This is a genomic window from Rhodococcus jostii NBRC 16295, assembly GCF_001894825.1.
Taxonomy (GTDB): Bacteria; Actinomycetota; Actinomycetes; order Mycobacteriales; family Mycobacteriaceae; genus Rhodococcus_F; species Rhodococcus_F jostii.
Genome location: NZ_BCWY01000006.1, coordinates 129874 through 150481, shown reverse-complemented (window position 1 = coordinate 150481; position 20608 = coordinate 129874). Strand labels below are relative to the sequence as shown.

The 20608-nt window shown below is 67.3% G+C and carries 12 protein-coding genes, 1 tRNA gene and 5 pseudogenes; 8 read left to right on the top strand and 10 right to left on the bottom strand.

Annotated elements, in window-relative coordinates:
- Positions 1–67: 67 nt before the first annotated feature.
- Both RJ1_RS07110 and nudC read left to right on the top strand, forming a co-directional pair.
- Positions 68–1135: a potassium channel family protein gene (locus RJ1_RS07110; RefSeq protein WP_073359250.1), complete on the top strand. Its 1068-nt coding sequence runs from the start codon at positions 68–70 to the stop codon at positions 1133–1135.
- Between the two features lie 20 nt (positions 1136–1155).
- Positions 1156–2067: an NAD(+) diphosphatase gene (gene nudC, locus RJ1_RS07105; protein ID WP_073359249.1), complete on the top strand. Its 912-nt coding sequence runs from the start codon at positions 1156–1158 to the stop codon at positions 2065–2067.
- On the opposite strand, the gene RJ1_RS07100 is transcribed toward nudC, so the two are convergent.
- Complete coding sequence (locus RJ1_RS07100; protein ID WP_073359248.1) at positions 2064–2318, bottom strand: mycoredoxin; 255 nt, start codon at positions 2316–2318, stop codon at positions 2064–2066. The genes nudC and RJ1_RS07100 overlap by 4 nt on opposite strands.
- Positions 2319–2396: 78 nt before the next feature.
- Between RJ1_RS07100 and RJ1_RS07095 the strand changes: the two genes are divergently transcribed.
- Positions 2397–4535 carry an ATP-dependent DNA helicase UvrD2 gene (locus RJ1_RS07095; RefSeq protein WP_073359247.1) on the top strand — a complete coding sequence of 713 codons (2139 nt, stop codon included), beginning with the start codon at positions 2397–2399 and terminating at the stop codon, positions 4533–4535.
- A gap of 457 nt (positions 4536–4992) precedes the next feature.
- Positions 4993–5334 carry a WhiB family transcriptional regulator gene (locus RJ1_RS07085; RefSeq protein WP_073359315.1) on the top strand — a complete coding sequence of 114 codons (342 nt, stop codon included), beginning with the start codon at positions 4993–4995 and terminating at the stop codon, positions 5332–5334.
- An 87-nt stretch (positions 5335–5421) separates the two neighbouring features.
- On the opposite strand, the gene RJ1_RS07080 is transcribed toward RJ1_RS07085, so the two are convergent.
- The 3 genes and pseudogenes from RJ1_RS07080 to RJ1_RS07070 form a co-directional block, all read right to left on the bottom strand.
- Positions 5422–6777 (bottom strand): ABC1 kinase family protein, encoded by a 1356-nt coding sequence (locus RJ1_RS07080; RefSeq protein ID WP_073359245.1) that lies wholly within the window; start codon positions 6775–6777, stop codon positions 5422–5424.
- Positions 6774–7667, bottom strand: a pseudogene (locus RJ1_RS07075) (hypothetical protein). Before RJ1_RS07075 ends, RJ1_RS07080 begins: the two are co-directional and overlap by 4 nt.
- A 119-nt stretch (positions 7668–7786) precedes the next feature.
- Entirely contained in the window at positions 7787–9214 is a 1428-nt protein-coding gene (locus tag RJ1_RS07070) for a zinc-dependent metalloprotease (protein WP_073359244.1), read from the bottom strand.
- Between the two features lie 113 nt (positions 9215–9327).
- Between RJ1_RS07070 and RJ1_RS07065 the strand changes: the two genes are divergently transcribed.
- Complete coding sequence (locus RJ1_RS07065; RefSeq protein WP_073359243.1) at positions 9328–10350, top strand: YlbL family protein; 1023 nt, start codon at positions 9328–9330, stop codon at positions 10348–10350.
- A 4-nt stretch (positions 10351–10354) separates the two neighbouring features.
- On the opposite strand, the gene RJ1_RS07060 is transcribed toward RJ1_RS07065, so the two are convergent.
- Positions 10355–10966, bottom strand: coding sequence for a PPA1309 family protein (locus tag RJ1_RS07060; RefSeq protein WP_073359242.1), 612 nt, complete (start codon positions 10964–10966; stop codon positions 10355–10357).
- Positions 10967–11120: 154 nt separating this feature from the next.
- Here RJ1_RS07060 and RJ1_RS07055 point away from each other — a divergent pair, with 154 nt between their 5' ends.
- Positions 11121–14099: a UPF0182 family protein gene (locus RJ1_RS07055; protein WP_073359241.1), complete on the top strand. Its 2979-nt coding sequence runs from the start codon at positions 11121–11123 to the stop codon at positions 14097–14099.
- A 78-nt stretch (positions 14100–14177) separates the two neighbouring features.
- Here RJ1_RS07055 and RJ1_RS07050 read toward each other — a convergent pair whose 3' ends face one another.
- Together RJ1_RS07050 and RJ1_RS07045 are read right to left on the bottom strand one after the other, a co-directional pair.
- The gene (locus tag RJ1_RS07050) at positions 14178–14744 is read right to left on the bottom strand and encodes a transglycosylase family protein (RefSeq protein ID WP_073359240.1); all 567 of its coding nucleotides are present in this window, start codon (positions 14742–14744) and stop codon (positions 14178–14180) included.
- A 481-nt stretch (positions 14745–15225) separates the two neighbouring features.
- Positions 15226–15555 (bottom strand): annotated as a pseudogene (locus RJ1_RS07045) (transglycosylase family protein); the annotation flags it as partial.
- A 440-nt stretch (positions 15556–15995) separates the two neighbouring features.
- Here RJ1_RS07045 and RJ1_RS07040 point away from each other — a divergent pair.
- A tRNA-Met gene (locus RJ1_RS07040) sits at positions 15996–16072 on the top strand.
- Between the two features lie 73 nt (positions 16073–16145).
- Here RJ1_RS07040 and RJ1_RS07035 read toward each other — a convergent pair.
- The 3 genes and pseudogenes from RJ1_RS07035 to RJ1_RS07025 form a co-directional block, all read right to left on the bottom strand.
- Entirely contained in the window at positions 16146–16790 is a 645-nt protein-coding gene (locus RJ1_RS07035; protein WP_073359238.1) for a GntR family transcriptional regulator, read from the bottom strand.
- Between the two features lie 100 nt (positions 16791–16890).
- Positions 16891–17491: pseudogene (locus tag RJ1_RS07030) on the bottom strand (2OG-Fe(II) oxygenase family protein); the annotation flags it as partial.
- A pseudogene (locus RJ1_RS07025) lies at positions 17479–19155 on the bottom strand (transposase family protein). The pseudogenes RJ1_RS07025 and RJ1_RS07030, both read right to left, overlap by 13 nt.
- 525 nt (positions 19156–19680) lie before the next feature.
- On the opposite strand from RJ1_RS07025, the pseudogene RJ1_RS07020 reads away from it, so the two are divergent.
- Positions 19681–20584 (top strand): annotated as a pseudogene (locus RJ1_RS07020) (nitrate ABC transporter substrate-binding protein); the annotation flags it as partial.
- Positions 20585–20608: the final 24 nt, after the last annotated feature.

Below are 20608 nucleotides of genomic sequence, written 5' to 3'. Positions count from 1 at the left end.
CCGGTGGGACAATCGGGGTTAGGCTGCCAGCCGATGTCGGAGTTCAGTGCAACGTGGAGACAAACATATGGCCGGTAGGCTGCGTGAGAGATTGACCAGGTCGGACACCCTCACCGACCGGCCGGATTTCGCGTTGGTGGGTGTGCTGCGGATCCCGGAGCTGCAGACCAGTCCGGCGCGGGCGATCTACCGCCGGGTGGGTATCGCCCTGGCGGCGTTGGCGTTGGCGGTTCTCATCGTCTACATCGACCGGGAGGGCTACCGCGATGCGCAGGACAACGAGTTGTCGTTGCTCGACTGCATCTACTACGCGACGGTGTCGTTGTCGACGACGGGCTACGGCGACATCACGCCGTTCACACCGTCCGCGCGACTCGTGAACGTCCTCCTGATCACCCCTCTTCGAATCTTCTTCCTCATCGTCCTGGTCGGTACGACTCTCTCCGCGCTCACGCAGAGCTCCCGGCAGGCGTTCAAAATTCAGCGTTGGAGGCAGCACGTGCGCAATCACACCGTGGTGATCGGCTACGGAACGAAGGGACGCACCGCGATCGACGCGATGCTCGGCGACGACGTTCCGCCGTCGGAGATCGTGGTGGTGGACACCGATCACGCCGTGCTCGATTCGGCGGCCAGCAAGGGCCTGGTGACGGTCCACGGGTCCGCCACCAAGTCGGACGTCCTGCGGTTGGCGGGCGCGCAGAACGCGTCGGCGATCATCGTCGCGGCCAACCGCGACGACACCGCGGTGCTGGTGACGCTGACGGCGCGCGAGATCGCCCCCAAGGCCAAGATCGTGGCGGCCATCCGGGAGTCCGAGAACACGCATCTGCTCCGGCAGTCCGGCGCCGACTCGGTGGTGGTGTCCTCGGAGACGGCGGGCCGGCTCCTCGGCATTGCCACGAAGACGCCCAGCGTCGTCGAGATGATGGAGGATCTGCTCACCCCCGAGGCCGGGTTTGCGATCGCCGAACGCTCCGTGGAGCGGGATGAGATCGGTGGTTCCCCCCGCCACCTCGCGGACATCGTGCTCGGTGTCGTGCGGGACGGACGATTGATCCGGGTCGGCTCGCCGGAGGTCGATTCGATCGAGGAAAACGACCGACTGCTGTACATCCGTAGGGTCGCTAACTGATCGGCAGTAGTGTCGACGGCGTGACTGCATTCCGGTTGAACGAAACCCCGCTCCTGTCCCGCTCCGCTGTCGGGCGGGCCGAGGAAATGCGTTCGGACACGGACGCGTTGCGGTCGGGCTGGCGGGAAGCGCAGCTGTTGCGCGTCAATCACCGCGGACAGGTCCGGGTGGGAGACGACGGGCTGGTCTTCGCGGAGGCCACCGAACTCGGCCCCGAGCCGCAACCGGGCGCGGTGTTCCTCGGCATCCGCAAGGACCGGCACGTGTGGGCGGTCCGGGTGCAGGCGCTGACCGGCGAGCTCGCCGATCTCCGGCTGCTCGGCGGGACGCTGGACGACGCCGACGCGGGGGTGCTCACAGGGGCGCTGGCGATGCTCAACTGGCACGACAGCGCCGGCTTCAGCGCCCTGGACGGTGCGCCGTCGGAGCCGACGATGTCGGGGTGGTCGCGGATCTCGACGAGCACCGGGCACGAGGAATTTCCCCGCACCGATCCGGCGGTCATCTGCCTCGTGCACGACGGCGGGGATCGAGTCCTGCTGGCCCGGCAGCCCACGTGGCCGCCGCGGCGGTTCTCGATCCTGGCCGGGTTCGTCGAGGCCGGTGAGTCGCTCGAGACGTGCGTCGTCCGGGAGATCAAGGAAGAGGTGGGTGTCGACGTCCGCGACGTCCGCTACCTGGGCAGCCAGCCCTGGCCGTTTCCCCGGTCGGTGATGATCGGCTTCGCCGCCGTCGGCGACCCCGACGCCCCGCTGACCTTCGCGGACGGAGAGATCGCCGAGGCCCGGTGGTTCACCCGGGACGAGGTGCGCAGGGCACTCGAACTCGGCGACTGGGCGTCGGACGGCGACGCTCCGCTGCTGCTCCCGGGCTCGATCTCGATCGCGCGCGGCATCATCGAGTCCTGGGCGGGAGCAGCGTCGGCGTCCTAGACGCCGAGGAGCTTCTTGACCTGCGACAACGACGGGTTGGTCGCGGTGCTGCCGTCGGCGAACTTGACGGTGGGGACGACGTGGTTTCCGCCGTTGACGCTGCCGACGAACTCTGCCGACGCCGGATCGTCCTCGATGTCGATCTCCACGTAGCCGATGCCGGACTCGTCCAGCTGCGTCTTCAGGCGCCGGCAGTAGCCGCACCAGGTGGTGGAGTAGATGGTCAGGGCAGGGGCGTCGGTTGCAGTCACGGCGCATATAACACCACGACCCCGCGTTGTGTTCCCACTGCGGTTCGTCCGCTTCGCGCCCTGTCGGTTGCCCCTGTCATGATGGACGCCATGTCAGCAGCCGGCGCAGCAGAGGTGACAAGTACCGGTCTCGATCCCGAACAGTCCGCAGCGGTACTCGCCCCCCGTGGCCCGGTGTGTGTGCTGGCGGGTGCGGGAACAGGGAAGACCCGGACCATCACCCGGCGCATCGCGCACCTCGTGGCCAGTGGGCACGTGGCCGCGGGGCAGGTGCTGGCGGTCACGTTCACGGCACGCGCGGCGGGCGAGATGCGCGGCCGGCTGCGCAGCCTGGGGATCGGCGACGGGGGAGCGCAGGTCCAGGCGCGCACGTTCCACGCCGCCGCGCTGCGGCAGCTGAGGTATTTCTGGCCGCAGGTGATCGGCGACACCGAGTGGCGGCTGCTGGACCGCAAATTCGCGGTCGTGTCCTCCGCGGCGGGGCGGGTCGGTCTGTCCACCAGCACGGAGAGCGTCCGCGACCTGGCCAGTGAGATCGAGTGGGCCAAGGCCTCGCTGATCGCGCCCGAGGACTATCCGCGCGCGGTGGCGAAGTTACGCCGGGAGGCGCCGGTCGACGCCGCGAAGGTCGCCGAGGTCTACCACGGCTACGAGCAGCTCAAGGCCCGCGGCCAGGACGGGATGCTCCTCGATTTCGACGATCTCCTGCTCCACACCGCGGCGGCCCTCGAGGAGCATTCGGCTGTCGCCGAGGAGTTCCGCGACCGTTACCGGTGCTTCGTGGTGGACGAGTACCAGGACGTCACGCCGCTGCAGCAGCGTGTCCTCGACGCGTGGCTCGGGGAGCGGGACGACCTCACCGTCGTCGGTGACGCCAACCAGACCATCTACTCGTTCACCGGCGCCACACCCAACTACCTGCTCGACTTCTCGCGCCGGTTCCCCGAGGCGACCGTCGTGCGGCTCGAGCGTGACTACCGTTCGACCCCCGAGGTCGTGTCGATGGCGAACCGGGTCATCGGAGCGGCGCGCGGCAGGATCGCGGGCACCCGTCTCCAGCTGATCGGTCAACGCGACTCCGGGCCGGAACCGAGTTTCGTCGAGTTCGACGACGAACCCGCCGAGGCCGCCGGGGTGGCGCGCACGATCAAGCGGCTCATCGCCTCGGGTACTCCGGCAGCGGAGATTGCGGTCCTCTACCGGATCAACGCCCAGTCCGAGGTGCACGAGCAGGCGCTGACGAAACTCGACATCCCGTATCAGGTGCGCGGCGGGGAGGGATTCTTCACGCGCACCGAGGTGCGTCAGGCCGTGTCGGCGTTGCGTCAGGCCGCGGGCCGCGACGATCTGCCGGACGCGGTCGGCGCCGACCTGGTCACCCTCGTCCGCGCGGTGCTCACGCCGCTCGGGTTGACCGACGCGGAACCGGCGGGTGCGCAGGCTCGGGAACGGTGGTCCTCGCTGTCGGCGCTGGTGGCGCTCACCGAGGAGCAGTTGACGCAGGACCCGGAGTTGACGCTCGACGCCCTGCTGCGCGAGTTGAGTCTCCGGGCGGAGGCGCGGCACCCACCCGTCGTGCAGGGTGTGACGCTCGCGTCCCTGCACGCGGCGAAGGGTCTCGAGTGGGACGCCGTGTTCCTCGTCGGGCTCACCGACGGAACGTTGCCCATCCAGCACGTGCTCGGCGACTCCAACTCGGCGCCGGACGAGGCTGCCGTGGAGGAGGAGCGCCGTCTGCTGTACGTCGGTGTGACGCGCGCACGCGAGCACCTGCAGATGTCGTGGGCGCTGTCCCGGAACGAGGGCGGCCGCAAGTCGCGGCGCCGTTCGCGGTTCCTGCACGGGCTCATCCCCGAAGACTCGCCTGCGTCGCGGATCGCGGCGCCGGCCAAGAGCAACAAGAAGCGCCCCCGGTGCCGGCTGTGCGGAAAACCGCTGATCGGGACCACCGCGACCATGCTGGGTCGCTGCGAGGGATGCCCGTCCAACGTCGACGTCGAACTGCTCGAATCGCTGCGGTCGTGGCGCTTGGAGAAGTCGCGGGAGCTGAAGGTCCCGGCGTATGTGGTGTTCAGCGACAACACGTTGACGGCCCTCGCCGAGCAGCGACCGCAGGACGATCGGGGGCTCGTCGCGATCCCCGGGATCGGTGCGAAGAAACTCGAGCAGTTCGGTGAGGACGTCCTCGGCGTGATCAACGGAAGCGGTAGTCACTGAACCGCTCCCGCGCGGCGGCGGAGTTGTGCGCATCACCGCAGGTCAAAAAAAGGTTGTGCGGTTCTGGAGAATTGCCTACTGTGGTTTCAGTGCGCGGGGAGACCCGTGTGGTTCACATCGGATCGAGAAGAAATGGAGGTGGCAGTGAAATGACGAAGTTCCAAGCACATGTGACGGCAAGCGCTGCTGCCTCCCCGCTGTTCGGCATGAACGCGGCGGAACCGGCACCGGCGATTGTCTGGTCGGCAGCCCGTCGTCGTCCCGCAGCAGCAGTCGAGTCCGTGTATCGGAGTTGTCGAGGAAATCCTCGGTAAAGGTAGAGCAACTCCCACCGTCTTTTCAAGGCCACGGACCCGCATCGCGGACCGTGGCCTTTGTAGTTCGAGCACTTTTCCCGCTCGCAGCCTCGGCTCTGGTTCGCACCCACTCCATCGAACCGAAGAGAATGACCGTCGCAATGAGAGCAGAGGAGAAGGACGTGTCTACCGTGACATGCCGAGGGGTATCCGAAACCTCAACCGCCACAAGCGGATTTGTTCAGATAGTGTCCACCCGTGGCGACCTGCCCTGCCGGGTCGATGATCCCGACCTGTGGTTCGCGGACTCGCCCACCCAGTTGGAGCAGGCCAAGGCGCTGTGCGCGTCCTGCCCGATCCGCTCCCGCTGCCTCGACGCTGCCCTCGATCGGGCCGAGCCGTGGGGTGTGTGGGGCGGCGAGATCTTCGACCAGGGCGTCGTGATCGCCCGCAAGCGTCCCCGGGGACGTCCACGCAAGACACAGACTCTGGTCTGTGCGTAGAAACCGATACGGGGCGGAAGAGTTCGGGCGTTGGCCCGGCCACTCACACGAGTGGGCCGGGCGAACGCCCGTTCTGTGTATCGGGGGTCAGACGGTGTCTTCGTCCTCGGGCGCCGGGTCGGCGAATCCGGGGAGCCACCGTGTCAGGATCTCCATGTACGGCGCGTACGCATCCAGCTGAGCGCAGATCCCGACCGAGCCGACGAGAACTCGGAAGATCATCAGATACTCGGCGGGCAGGTTCAGTGCCCGGGCCGTACGGAACTGGGAACTGTTGAAGTCGGTGGCAGAACCCACGGCCTTCTGCAGCCAGGCGCGGGTGAAGTGGAACGACTCGGTGCGGATCGGATCGGTGACCGGGCGCAGGTAGTCCGCGATCTCCTTGTCGGTGACCGTTCTGCCGGGCAGGACGAACCCGTTGGCGTGCAGCAACTCCGCCAGTTCGTCGAACTGCTCGTGGAGCGACAGTCGCACCATGGCCCCCAGCACGGGCGGAAGTCCGTGCGGAAACGGAGCCGCCGCACCGAAATCGATGACACCGAGCCGGCCGTCGCTGTGCAGCATGAAGTTTCCCGGATGCGGGTCGCAGTGGAGCAGACCGACCCGGGTGGGGGAGGCGAAGTGGAACTCCGCGAGCAGCGCCCCCGCTGTGTTGCGTTCCTCGGGTGTGCCGTCCGCGATGATGGCCGACAAGGGCTTCGCCGACATCCATTCGGTCACCACGACTTTGGGTGCGCTGGCGACCACGTGCGGAATCGCGAACTGCGGATCCCCGTCGTACACCTTGGCGAAGCGGCGCTGGTTGTTCGCCTCTATCCGGTAGTCGAGTTCTTCTTCGGTGCGGGCGGTGAACTCGTCGATCACGGGGCGGACGTCCACTCCGGGCATGACCGACGCGAACAGGCCCGCGAACCGGCCGAGCGTCTTCAGGTCGGCGCGCAGGGCTTCGTCGGCGCCGGGGTACTGAACCTTCACCGCCACGTCGCGACCGTCGGCCCACACGGCGCGGTGCACCTGACCGATGCTGGCCGACGCGGTCGGTGTGTCGTCGAACGACTCGAACCGGTCACGCCATTTGGTGCCCAACTGCTGGTCGAGCATCTTGTGCACGGCCCGCGCCGGGAGCGGGGGCGCCTGCGCCTGCAGCTTGTTCAGCGATTCGCGATAGGGCTCCGCGAACTCCTCGGGGATCGCGGCCTCCATGACACTGAGCGCCTGCCCCAATTTCATGGCGCCGCCCTTGAGTTCGCCGAGGACTGCGAACAATTGCTCGGCGGCCTTCGCGCTGAGCTGGGCGTCGATCTCGTCCCTGTCGCCGCCGGTCAGCTTCCGGCCGAAGCCCATCGCAGCCCGCCCCGCGATCCCCAAGGGAATGCTCGCGAGCTTGGCGGTGCGGGCAGAACTCCTGCGGGGGATGTCGGACACCCCACCATCATGCATCATGACGGACGACGGTTCGATTCGCCCACAGCGGGTGCCAGATACGTGCAGCTGCAACTCGCCTGCCGCGGCCAGCGCCGGGTCACCAGCCGATGCGCGCCGAGATCGATCTCGAGGGTCGCGTCGAGGCTGCTCGGCGGCGCACCTCGCGGAGCGGCCAGAACGGCCTCGAGCTGGCCGAGGGCGACCGCGGCGGTGGCCATGATCACGGCGGGGCTCGCGTGTCCGACGGTCCCGAGGAGCTGCGCGGACAGGTGCGGTCAGTCCTCGTCGTACGTGGAGCGGAGGAGATCGGCGCACCGGAGGCAACTGGTGTGGCCCGGAAGCACCAGGGGACCGACGACGCCGCGCCCGTCTCGCAGCCGGACCTGGAGGTGGGGGATCCCGTTCTGGACGAGATCGGCGACGAGTCGCGGTTCGGCGACCAGTTCGTCTGCGAGCACGACACACAGCGCGTTCCACCGACGGACGTCGCCGTCGGCGGAATAGCGGTGCGACCGGGACACCCGGATACCGCCGTCGATGAGTCCGGCCGAGAGCGCATCGGACAGCGGTCCGCGACCGTGCACGCGAATCGCGATCGTGTCCGCGACGGGGGATACGGCGGCAACCTCGATCAGACCGGCCCGGTCGAGATCACCGAGGAGCTTCGACACGTCCGTGGGTGCCAGGCCGTATCCGACAGCCGTCCACAGGATGTGCGGCCGAGAGTTCTTGCCGTCGAGCAGCCGGATGACAGCCAGGACTTGTTCGGTCCGGACGCCGGGCGGCGGGGCGAGAACGAGTGCGCGTTCGGGATCCCAGCCGAACTGGACCCGTCCGTCGGGGCGGACGAGTACCGGAATGCGAGGGTCGAGGGTGACGCCGACGTGGGGTGGGTGCTGGATGGTCACACGCAGAGAATTGCAGGCCGCCACCACGTGTCAGCCCCTGGAAGACGAGTTGTCCACAGGCCGAAACGTGCTCCGGCCTGTGGATTTCCCGCTGCTGCGAAATTGGTTGGTTCAGGCGGTCAGGACTCGGACTCGTCGTCCTTGCCGGACTTGCCGCGTTCGGCCTCCTCGGCCCGCTCACGGGCTTCGGTCGCCTCGAGCTGCGCCATAGGATTGTCGAAGTTGCCGCCGTCGCCGCCACCGAGCACCCGGTCGACGAACGCGTCGGGGCTGTCCAGGTCGGACGAGTCGGGGAGCAGGTCGGGGTGGGCCCACACGCCGTCACGGGCGTCGATGGTGGATTCGGACGTGAGGCGATTCCACAGCTGCGCGGCCTCCCTGACCTTGCGGGGACGCAGTTCGAGTCCGACGAGCGTCGCGAACGTCTGCTCGGCGGGTCCGCCGGTCGCGCGCCGGCGGCGGAGCGTCTCGCTGAGGGCCGCGACACCGGGAAGGCGGTCGTTCAGCGCCGAACCGACGACGACCTCGACCCAGCCCTCGATGAGAGCCAGCAGCGTCTCGAGTCGCTCGAGGGCCTGCTTCTGCTCCGGTGTGGTCTGCGGTTCGAACGCCCCCTGCTGCAGTATGTTCTCGAGCTGGGAAGGGTCGCTCAGCGCGGACGGATCGAGGTTCTTCGCCATGTCCTCGATGGCGGAGAAGTCCATCGTGATGCCGCGGGCGTACTCCTCGACGGTGGCGAGGAGCCGCTGACGGAGCCACGGGACGTGGCTGTAGAGGCGCTGGTAGGCGGCCTCACGGGCGGCGAGGAAGACGAGGATCTCGCGGTCGGGCTGCTCGAGGCCCTTGCTGAACCGCTCCACGGCGGCGGGAAGCAGTGCACCGGTGCCGGCCGGACCGAGCGGGAGACCGATGTCGGTGGAGGTGAGTACCTCCTTCGACAGCTGGCCGAGCGCCTGGCCGAGCTGGGAGCCGAACGCGAGGCCACCCATCTGGCTCATCATGCCGAGCATGGGCCCGGCCATCTGCTGCGCCTCCTCGGGCAGACCCTGCACCCACATGCCGGCAACCTTCTCCGCGACGGGGTCGCACAGCCGCTTCCAGGTGTCGAGGGTGTTGTCGAGCCAGTCGTTGGGAGTCCACGCGACAGTCTTGGTTGCGCCCGCGGGCAACGTCGTCGCGGCGTCGAGCCACAGTTCGGCGAGCCGGGAGGCATCGGCGATCGCCTCGGAATTGCCCTGGGTGATGGGAGCGACGGACCCCATCTGCTGGCGGGCCAGCTTCTTCGCGATCTCGTAATTGACGGGTCCGGTCTGCTCACCCGATCCCATCGAGGTGCCCATCCCACTCAGCATCTGACCGAACTGGGTCAGCATCTGGCCGAGAGCGGCCGGGTCGAAACCCCCGGCGGGGAAACCACCCGCCCCGAAACCGAAGTCGCCGGAACCACCCGCGTTCTTGTCGCGGTCGGGTCCGTTCTGATCCCCCGTGTTCTTGTCACGATCGGGATCGTCGTCGGAGCTGGAGAAGCCGAACGGCAGATTGCTCATGACTCAACGGTACAAGGCGCATGGTTCCGTGGGTGTCGACCACGTCACGCTGACGGCGAACACGCGGACAGCCGACAGCGGGTCCCGCCGGTTCGCGCTCTACGCTGGTCCAGGTGAATCGACGGATCGTGACGCTTCTGGCCGCGCTGGCCCCGATCGTGGTACTCGGAATTCTCGGCACGGTGATCACGGTGCCGTTCGTGGCTCTCGGGCCGGGCCCCACGTTCAACACCCTCGGCGAAGTGGGCGGCGAGCAAGTCGTCGCGATCCAGGGAACCGAGGTGGACGACACCACCGGACACCTGAACATGACGACGGTCGCGGTGCGCGACGACCTCAACGTGTTCGAGGCGTTCGGATTGTGGGCCAGCGGCCGCCAGGGCATCGTCCCCCGCGAGGAGGTGTACCCGCCGGACAAGTCGAAGGACGAGGTCAAGCAGGAGAACGACGCCGACTTCCAGCAGTCCGAGGACAGCGCCGAACTCGCCGCGCTCCACTTCCTCGGCAAGCCGGTCGACCTGCGGATCGCGAAGGTCGGGGTGGACGGCCCCTCCTCGGGACTTCTGCGTGAGGGCGACGAATTGGTGAGCGTCGACGGGACGGCGGTGACGACGGTCGGCGGCGTGCAGGAGGCGGTGGCGGATGTGGCGCCGAACACGGAGGTGCCGATCGTGATCCGCCGCGACGGCGCCGAGACGACGGTCCGGGTGACGCTCGGGGCGCGCCCGGGCGACGAGTCGAAGGGGTACCTGGGAATCACGCCCGAAGAGGTCCCGGACGTTCCGTTCACCATCGATTTCAACCTGGCCGACGTGGGCGGACCCTCGGCGGGGCTGATGTTCACACTCGCCGTCATCGACAAGCTCAGCCCGGGCGAACTCAACGGCGGCAAGTTCGTCGCCGGCACCGGCACGATCGATTCGGACGGCGACGTCGGCCCCATCGGTGGCATCAAGTACAAGTTGATCGCTGCGGACGAGGCAGGCGCCGAGACGTTCCTCGTGCCCGCGAAGAACTGCGACGAGGCCCGCCAGGGCGCACCCGACGGACTCCGGCTGGTGAAGGTCGAGACCCTCGCCGGAGCCGTCGACGCGCTCGAGGCCATCGACGCCGGTGGCGACGCGCCCGGCTGCTGAGTATCTAGTCTTCTACGGTCGCGTCGAGGGTGGCGTACAGCGCGCTGACGAGATTGGGCGCCAGGTCCTCGTAGGTGAGCAGTTCGATCCCGGCGTACGGGTCGGCGTCCTCGTCGGGTCGCAACTGCATCAGGCACAGCGACGGTCCGTCGCGCAGCACAGCGGCGATCAACCGCGCGGACCGGCGGTCGGGATGCGACTCGGCCGCGGCCCGCGCGGCGTCGTCGGCAGCGTCGCGATCGGACAAGAGAGGGACGAGTGCGTCGTCGAGATCGGACTCCGCCTCGGGCGGAAGGACGACGATCTCCTGAACGAGGGCGCACCCCACCACGGAGTCCGGCCAGCTGGTGGTGGCGAGGAACTCGTCGAGCGCGCGTGACCCGCCGTCGATGTCGTCGGGGAACGGATCCTGTTCCACCGGGGTCAATTCCGCACCGTCGGCGAGTTGGTCGAGCAGGCTCGGTTCGGCGGCCGCGAGGAGTTCGGTCGGGACGAATGCGAACATCTGGGGCGGCTGATCCCACCCTCCGGCGTCGACGAATTCGACCACCTCACGCACACAGCGGGCGAGGGCGTCCGTCTCTCGGTTCACATTCTCTTCACTCACGAGACCCATCTTCGCACCCCCGGAACAGGACCGACGGCCGCATCTCTCGGTTGTTACGTAGAGTGGGACGAAACGGTCACGCCCTCGCTGTTCGGGTGTGGACGGCCGAACGGTGAAGTTGATCGCGGCGCGACAGCGTCGCCGAGTTCTTGGAGTGTGGCACGTGGGCATGCGGCCCCCCGCAGGTTTACCGTCGTTGTCCAAACGCAGTCGAGTGCTGCTGGTGCTGGCGCTTGTCGTCGCGGCCCTGCTGCTGGTGGGTCCGCGGCTGATCAGTACCTACACGGACTGGTTGTGGTTCGGTGAGGTCGGATTCCGTGGGGTGTTCACCACGGTCCTCGTCACCCGTCTGCTGCTCTTCGTCGTGGTCGGGGTGGTGGTCGGCGGAATCGTCTGGCTGGCATTGCTGCTCGCGTATCGCTCGCGGCCGGTGTTCGTCCCGGTGTCGGGTCCCAACGATCCGGTCGCGCGTTACCGCACCACCGTGATGACCCGGCTGCGTCTGTTCGGCCTGGCCATTCCGATTGCGGTGGGACTGCTCGCCGGGCTGATCGCCCAGTCGAGCTGGGTGACGGTGCAGCTGTTCGTCAACGGAGGCGACTTCGGGGTCGCCGATCCCGAATTCGGTCTGGACGTGGGCTTCTACACCTTCGATCTGCCGTTCTACCGGTTCGTTCTCAACTGGTTGTTCGTCGCGGTGCTGCTGGCGTTCTTCGCGAGCCTGGTGACGCACTACATATTCGGCGGGTTGAAGCTGGCGGGCCGGGGCGGGGCACTGACCAACGCGGCGCGGGTCCAGTTGGCCGTGCTCGCGGGAACGTTCATCCTTCTCAAGGCCGTCGCGTACTGGTTCGATCGGTATTCGCTGCTGTCGAGCAGCCGTAAGGAACCCACGTTCACCGGTGGTAGCTACACCGACATGAATGCGGTGCTGCAGGCCAAGCTGATCCTGTTGGCGATCGCGGTCATCTGCGCGGGCGCGTTCTTCGCGGCGATCTTCCTGCGTGATCTGCGGATTCCGGCGATGGCGACAGCCCTACTCGTGCTCTCCTCGATCCTGGTCGGTGCAGTGTGGCCGCTTGTCGTGGAGCAGTTCTCGGTGCGTCCCAACGCCGCCGACAAGGAGAGCGCGTACATCGAGCGGAACATCGCCGCCACCCGGCAGGCGTACGGCATCACCGACGACAAGGTCGAGTACCAGGATTACCAGGGGTACGGAACGAAGCCTCCGCGGGAAGTGCCGGCCGACGTCACGACCATCGCGAACACCCGACTGCTCGATCCGAACATCCTGTCGCGGACGTTCACCCAGCAGCAGCAGTTGAAGAACTTCTACGGTTTCCCGCCGACGCTCGACATCGACCGGTACGACATCGACGGGGAGATGCGCGATTACATCGTCGCGGCCCGCGAGTTGTCGTCCAAGAGCCTGACGGGTAACCAGACGGACTGGATCAACAAGCACACCGTCTACACGCACGGCAACGGACTGGTCGCGGCTCCCGCGAACCGGGTGAACGCCGCCGCCGGCGAGTCCGCGGAGGAAGCCGCCAACAGCAACAGCGGTTACCCCGTGTACATGGTCAGTGACATCGCCTCGCAGGAGGCGGGTAATCAGGTCATACCCGTCGAGCAGCCGCGCATCTACTACGGCGAGGTCATCGCCGACACGGATGCCGACTACGCGATCGTCGGCGGATCGCAAGGTTCGGATCCGCGGGAGTACGACACCGACACCTCGCGCTACACGTACACCGGTTCGGGTGGTGTGCCGATCGGCAACTGGTTCAACCGGTTGGCCTTCGCCGCCAAGTACACGGAACGCAACATCCTGTTCTCCGGCGCGATCGGCTCGGATTCCAAGATCATCTACAACCGGGACCCGCGGGACCGGGTCACCCACGTCGCCCCGTGGCTGACCGCGGACGGCGACTCGTACCCGGCCGTCGTCGACGGCAAGGTCGTGTGGATAGTCGACGCCTACACCACACTGCAGGACTACCCGTACGCCCAGCGCAGTTCGCTCGACGGACTCGTCGAGGACAGCATCGACCAGAACACCGGCCGGCTGCTGCCCCGCAAGGAGGTGTCGTACATCCGTAACTCGGTGAAGGCCACCGTCGACGCGTACGACGGCACCGTGAAGCTGTACCAGGTGGATCAGAACGATCCGGTGCTCGACGCGTGGATGGGTGTGTTCCCGGGTGCGGTTCAGCCGGCGGACTCGATTCCCGACGAACTGCGCGCGCACTTCCGCTATCCCGAGGACCTGTTCAAGGTGCAGCGCGAGATGCTCGCCAAGTACCACGTGGATGATCCGAAGGAATTCTTCACCAACAACGCGTTCTGGTCGGTGCCGAGCGATCCCACGATCGATACGAGCGCGAACCAGCCTCCGTACTACGTGCTGGTCGGTGATCCCGAGACCGGGAAAGCGTCGTTCAACCTGACCAGCGCGATGGTGGGTTACAGTCGCGAGTTCCTGTCCGCCTATCTGTCGGTGAAATCCGATCCGGACAATTACGGCAAGTTCACCGTGCTTCAGTTGCCGACGGACACACAGACCCAGGGTCCGCAGCAGACGCAGAACTCGATGATCTCCGATCCACGCGTGGCGTCGGAGAGAACTCTGCTCGAGAGATCGAACAAGATCCAGTACGGCAACCTGCTGACACTGCCGATCGCGGACGGCGGAATCCTGTACGTCGAACCGATGTATACGGAGCGAAGTTCGACGGGCCCGAACACGTCGACGTTCCCGCAGCTGTCGCGAGTGCTCGTGAGCTACCGCGAGCCGCCACCGAGTAACAGTGTGCGAGTCGGGTACGCCCCGACGCTGGCGCAGGCGCTCGACCAGGTGTTCGGTGCCGGCACGGGTTCCGTGGCGACGGCACCCAGCGCGGAAGAGGGGACACCTCCGGAGACCGGCACGACGCCGCCCGTCGACCAGGGTGCGGCGCCCGCGCCCACGGCCCCGGCGACTCCGCCGTCCGGTACGGACGTCTCGGCTGCGGTCGCGGAGCTGGACGCGTCGCTCGATGCCTTGACGGTGGCGCAGCGCAGCGGTGACTTCGCGGCGTACGGCGCAGCCCTCGCCCGCGTCCAGAAGGCGGTCGCCGCGTACGAGGCGATCCCCAAGTAGGGGAGCGACACCCGCAGAGAGAACGAGGCCCTGTCATCCGGTTCGGATGACAGGGCCTCGTCGTATCTGATCGGAAGATCAGCGCAGTGCGTCGACCAACTGCGGGTTGGTGTCCACCAGCTGCTGGAACTGCTGTCCGTAGCCGTTCTGCTCGGCGAGCTGACGAGCGGCGTCGAGTGCCTGCTGCGCCGAAGGCTGGGCGGGGGCGGGAACCTGGACCTGGGCCGGAGCCTCGGGGGCTGGGGCTGGGGCTGGGGCTGGGGCGGGTGCCGGGGTGGGCGCGGGAGCCTCGGTGACCTCGCCGCCGCCGGTGGCCAGGTACTGGCCGCACACCGGCCAGGCGCCCTGGCCCTGGGTTGCGAGCACGTTCTCGGCGACGCGGACCTGCTCGGCCTTGCTGGCGCTCGATGCCGAGCCGCTGCCGCCGTTGGCCTCCCAGGTGCTCTGCGAGAACTGCAGGCCGCCGTAGTAGCCGTTTCCGGTGTTGATTCCCCAGTTGCCGCCGCTCTCGCACTGCGCGACGCCGTCCCAGTTGTGGGAGGCGGCGGAGGCGGTACCGGTGCTCAGACCGAGTGGGACGGCGACGACGGCGCCGGTGACGGCGATCCAGCCGAGGGCACGCTTGCTGATGCTGTGATTGGTCATGCGGGTCAATCCTCTCCGCGCTTGCTGGCGTGGCCGGCCTGCGGGCGACGACGGTCGCGTCGTCGATCCGGGCTGCGATTCTGTGCCGCGTTCCTGCCCCTCGAAGGTTTCGGGGATTCCGAACCCGCGGGGCAGAGCTAGCAGCGGCGGGCCGGCTTTCGCCCGGTTGTTTCGGGCCGAGAGCGACCGTACGGGAGGTCTGCCCGCAGTTCACCTGGCGAAAATGGTGGACAGCTGTCCGGCGCCGGAACCGAAATTCCCGTGTCTCTGCAGGTCAGCGACATGCGAGACCGTTTCGGCGCCTGTTTGTTACCCCGCTGTTATGTGGTGGGGATCACCACGAATTTGTGCAGCAGCTCACGAAGAAATGGCGGGGATTCGCGTCCCCGTGGTGTAGGGCGATGCCGTGCAATGCAGGAGTGCCCTGCGCGCAGTCGTGCTGCGCGCAGGGCACTCCGAGCAAGTGTGTGGGTGCGGATCAGAGGTACTGTCCGCAGACCGGCCAGGCGCCGGGTCCCTGGGTCGCCAGGACGCTCTCGGCCACGCGGATCTGCTCCTCGCGCGAGGCGTTGGCCGGCGAGCCGGATCCGCCGTTCGCTGCCCAGGTGCTGTCGGTGAACTGCAGACCGCCCGAGAAGCCGTTGCCGGTGTCGGCGCCCCAGTTGCCGCTGCTCTCGCACGCTGCGACGGCGTCCCAGTCGCCCGATGCGGCCGATGCGGTGCCGGTGCTCAGGCCGAGCGGCACTCCGATGACTGCTCCGGTGAGTGCGACTGCGCCCATGGTCCGCTTGACGATGCTGAAGTTGGTCATGTGGTTGTTTCCTCTCCGCGCCTGCTGACGAGGTGGTCCTGTGGATGACGGCTGGTGTGCCGACCCGTGGGTCGCTCTGTCCTCGTCCCTGCCCCTCGAGGTGTCGGGATTCCGAATCCGCGGGGGCAGGTCGAGCTGCGGCGGATCGGCGTTGCCCGGTAGTTTCGGGCTGGCAACGAACGTACGCGGTGATCACGGAATGGTCACGGGTCGATTTTCTGTGACGACCGTCCAAATACTGGGATGAACGAAGGGTGTTTCCGCAGGTCGACCCTCGAGTTTCGTGTTTCGGCAGCGTTACAGATTTCGCCTGAATTGTGACGAGCGTCATAACTTTTAGGTAACGGATGTGACTCGAGTGGTGCTGAAAGGTTGCTGATCGGACGCTTTCCGGGCGATTTGCAATCCGTTCGTTCGCTCGTGTAACTTTGTTCATGCAACGCGGGGTGGAGCAGCTCGGTAGCTCGCTGGGCTCATAACCCAGAGGTCGCAGGTTCAAATCCTGTCCCCGCTACCACTGAAGAATCGGCGTCCTGGAATCCAGGACGCCGGTTCTTTTTTTGTCTGTCTCGCTTCCGTGCGGGCGGTCTTCACATACGCGTGGTGCGCACCAGCAGTCCGGCCGCGTGCGCGCACGCCGCGGTGCGCGCACCCACCGCATCGCCGGACTCGATGGCGCCGACGATTCGCTCGTGCTCGGTCACGGCGAGTCTCCGATTGAGATCCGCACTCCACATGTCGGACCGGTACAGATGCGACTGGCCGTCCAGCCGGAGGAGTGCTTCGCTCAGCGGCTTGTTGCGGGCGGTTTCCCGGATGTGGGTGTGGAATTCGAGGTCGAGCCGGGAATCGCGGCGCTGATCGGCGGGGCCGTCCAGCAGTTCACGCTGGACCTGCACCATCTTCTTCAACTGCTGCACCGTCTCGTGTGTGGCGGCGGACGTGGCGTGGAATGCGGCCAGACCGTCGAGCACCTCACGGACTTCGAACACGGCCCTGATCGAGTCCGCGTCGAGCGATTCGACCTTGGCGCCCGCGTTCCGCGTGTAGACGGCGATGCCCTCGTAGATGAGTTGCTGCACCGCCTCGCGGACGGGAGTGCGGCTGACATTCAGTTTCGCTGCCAGCGCGGGAACGCTGAGCGGGGTTCCGGGTGGGAGCTCGCCGGAGAAGATCTGCTCACGAAGAGTGTCGTGAACGGATTCGGTGAGCAGGGCTCGTTCCGTGTGTGTCATCGATCTTTCCGAACCCTTTCCTCGGGGCGGGACGCGACCTCGCCGCCGGGCCCGGCTCCTGCGTCGACTCTATTCGATCGCCGGCGGGGCGGCGTCCCTGCTATCGGGCGGACAGCACCCGCTCGGCTTCACGAAGTGCCGCAGTCGGTTTGATGCCCGCCTTCAAGCCGCCGACCTTCGCCGCGATATTCTCCGCGACGGTGATCGGCGGATACCCTGTCTCGCCGTCGCAGAGAGTGCCGGGGGAGCGCTTCGATCAGGGCGTCGTGGTTCCCGTCGAAGAAGAACGCCGCGGAGCGACGGCGCACGATCCGCCCGTCGGTGACGGGCGGATTCACCCGGTGCACCGTCGAGCGCCACCGGTCGTTCGTCCACCGGGCCATGGCGTCGCCGAGGTTGACGAGAAGTGCTCCGTCGGCGGGCTGTGCTTCGTGCCAGGTGTTGTCGGAGCCGAGGATCTGCAGGCCGGGAACCTGATCGGCCCACAGGATCGTGAGGATCCCGAAGTCGGTATGGGCGCCCATGCCGGTGGCATCACCGTCGAATGCGACCTCACCGTGAGGAAGCGCGTAGTTGTTCATCTTCAGTGCGTCGATCGAGTGGTCGACCATCGTGTCGAAATGTTCCTGTTCCACCCCGAGGGCATCGGCGAACGCGGCCATGAGAATTCGCGCGAGCACCTGAGCGTCTACGTAGATCTCATACTATCTGCCACTCGTGTGGCGGACGCTTGAGATGTACGTGTGTCACGGCTACCCGTATCACCTTGCGGTGGTGTGGGTTTGACCGTGTCCCACACCGACGCTTGTGGTGCAGGAACATACCGATTCGGGGCATCTGCCCACGCCGCCGGGTGGTTTTGTTTCTGGCGAGCAGTGCGCGTTTGGCCAGGTTCACCCCGGCGATGTGGTCCCGGTTACCGCCCACCCGGCAGCCCGGGCACCACGCGTCGTGGTAACCGCCGGGACGGCAGAGGGGTTCGTCGCAGCCCGGACACAACGCGGAGGAATCTCGGGCGGGCACCGAGATCACCGCGACACCGACACCGGCGGCGGTGCGCGCGAGCGCGGCGACCGCTTGGCGGCGGGCGGACTGCGCGGCCCGATTGTTGTTGGCCCGTCCGTGTCCGCGGGTCTCGAGGGTGGTGAGATCCTCCGACCGCGATCACGTGCGCGCCCGCCGCGGTGGCGTAGTCGGTGACCTGCCGGGCGAAGTCGAAGGCCAGTTCCCGGTTGATCTTCCCCCTCTTGATACCCACCGCCTCGCGGTGGGCGTCGAGGACGGCGATCTTCTCCTCCAGCTCCGCGCGCACCTCGGGCGGGGCGGTGGCGGCCAGCCGTGTCAGCCGGGCCGCCTTGGCGTGCAGCAGCTGCCCCTCCGTCTGCAGGCGGGCCAGTTTGATCCCGAGGCCGCGGTCGTCGTAGGTCCATCCCCGGTAGTCCGAGGTCAACCCGCCGGGGCCCTCTGCCACGATGGCGGCGGCACCCAGAGTGGTCGGTGACCAGTCCACCCCCACAGCGACCGTGGCCGATTCCAGGTCATCTGCCGGGACGAGTTCGGTCGCGGGGCACCGCCACAGCAGGCCCCGGTGGTCGAGGACCAGGGTCGGCAGATGCCAATCGGTGACAGCTCTGCCGTACAGATGCGCAGGGATGGTCGCGGTCAGCCGGACACTGCGCCACTGCGCCCGACCCGCAGGGGCGGGACAGGTCGGCAGCTTCACCGTCAACACCAACTCGTCGCCGGTGACGGCAAGCTGCGCGAGCTGCCGATCGGCGGCCGACAGTCGGGCCATCGCCGCCATCCGGGGCGGTTCCTGCACCTCGGTGATCCGCAACTGGCCGGCCGGTGCACCATCGGTGCGACGGGCGCGGGCAATCAGCTGGCGCCGGACTCCCCGAGCGAAAGCCGGTGGCACAGCGTCGCCCGACCCGGCCGGCGGCGCCACAACCCCGGTGGCCGGGTCGAATCGGGCCGACAGCGCCGCGATCGCGGCATCCCGATAGGACAGGGTCCGCAGGGTCGCCACCACCTGCGCCGTCACCACCCGCGTCACCCGCGACGGCACATAGACACCGTCCGGGTAGATCGGGTTCCAGCCGAGGCGGGCCGCGGCGACATGGCCCTGTGCGGGCAGCCTGCGGTCGTGGTGGTCCTGGCCGGCGGCGAGCACATCGGACGTCGCCGGCTGCCACAGCCGCAACATCAACTCGCCGCCGGCCGCGGTGATCAGGTCGAGCAGCCACCCCACCCGGGTGTCGACGTCGTCGAGTCCGATCTGCTCGCCGGTCGCGTCGTCGACCGCCATGAATGCGCGGGTCGTCACCGCGAACTGCCGCGGCACAGTCGATCCCAGCCCGGTCATGGCCGGGCACAATTCACGATCGGCGAGCACCCCCGCAGTCGAAGAAGACCCGCGATCCCCCGAGATCTTCACCGGCTACCCCTTCCCAACCGTGCGGCGGCATCGCCCCGAAGCCGGTGTTGAAGAAGCCGGTGTTGAATCTGCATCGACTGCAGCTGATTACAACCAGCCGGACAACGATGCCGGCAACACGATGTCGTCATCCGCCAACTCCCCCCACCGCTCGCCCGCCTCTCGCAGGACCTCGACGGTAACGCCGACCTCCGACATTTAGTCTCGGAGGGAGTCCGCAGGCGGGCCGAACGTCCGACCGGGACACCTGGTGATCCCTGGCTTTTGAGTGGTCGTCTGCGGGCTCGGTGTCTGGTCGAGCGGTGTCCTTGTTCGGGAACTTGGAGCCAGCCCGGTAGGCGTGGACTCCTGCTTGGAGAATGTCTGGGCCGTGGCCGCGATGGTCAGTCACCCGGTGAACAGGGATGTGGACCGACAGGAGCGATGACGATGGCGTGGACGTTGGGGATCGACGTGGCCGGCGGCAAGGACGCCGGTGTGGACCTGACGCTCCGCGCCGGTGGTCCCGCGATCGGATTCCAATCGGTGACTTCGCAGATGTACGTGGATGATTCGATCGATCTTCGGTGTCGTCCACGGGGATCAGGTGATCGCTGCCGCGGCGAGCCAACCGGTGGTGGCGGTGACGCCGCTGCTGTAATACAGTCCGGCGATCCTGATATGGAATCCCGAGACGCACCCGGACTGGCACACAGTGGCCGACATCGGAAGGTCGGATGCCTCCGTGGTGGTGTCCAAGGAACAGTTGTTCCCGCAATGGCTGGTGGCGCGGGGCCTGCTGAAGGAGTCGCAACTCGACACGAGCTACGACGGCGCGCCCTCACGGTTCGTCGGGGATCCTTCGATTGCGCAACAGGGATTCGCGAATTCGGAGCCGTACACCTACGAGCACGAGACGCCCGCCTGGGACAAACCGGTCGCCTACGACCTGCTGAATGATTCGGGATTCGACATCTACGCTTCCAACATCTCGGTCCGTTCGGACAAGGTGGAATCGCTGGCTCCGTGCCTGCAGAAACTCGTGCCCGTCATCCAGCGGTCGACCGCGGACGATGTCACGGCTCCCGAGGCCACCAACGAGACCATCGTGGACGTCGTCTCGCAGGACACCTCGTTCTCGCGGTACGCCGAGGGTGAAGCGGAGTTCAGCGCTCGCTTGCTGAAGGACAAGGGGCTGATTGCGAACGAGGCCGACGGATCGGTCGGAACGTACGACATGGCCAGAGTGCAGGGGACCGTCGACGGGCTGAAGCCGAACCTCGTCTCCGGCGGCGCCGCGATCCCGGACTCGCTGACCGCGGAACAGATCTACACGAACCGGTTCACCGATCCGGCGATCGGGATCGGCATCGGCTGACGCCGCAGCGCCCCGACCCCCGGC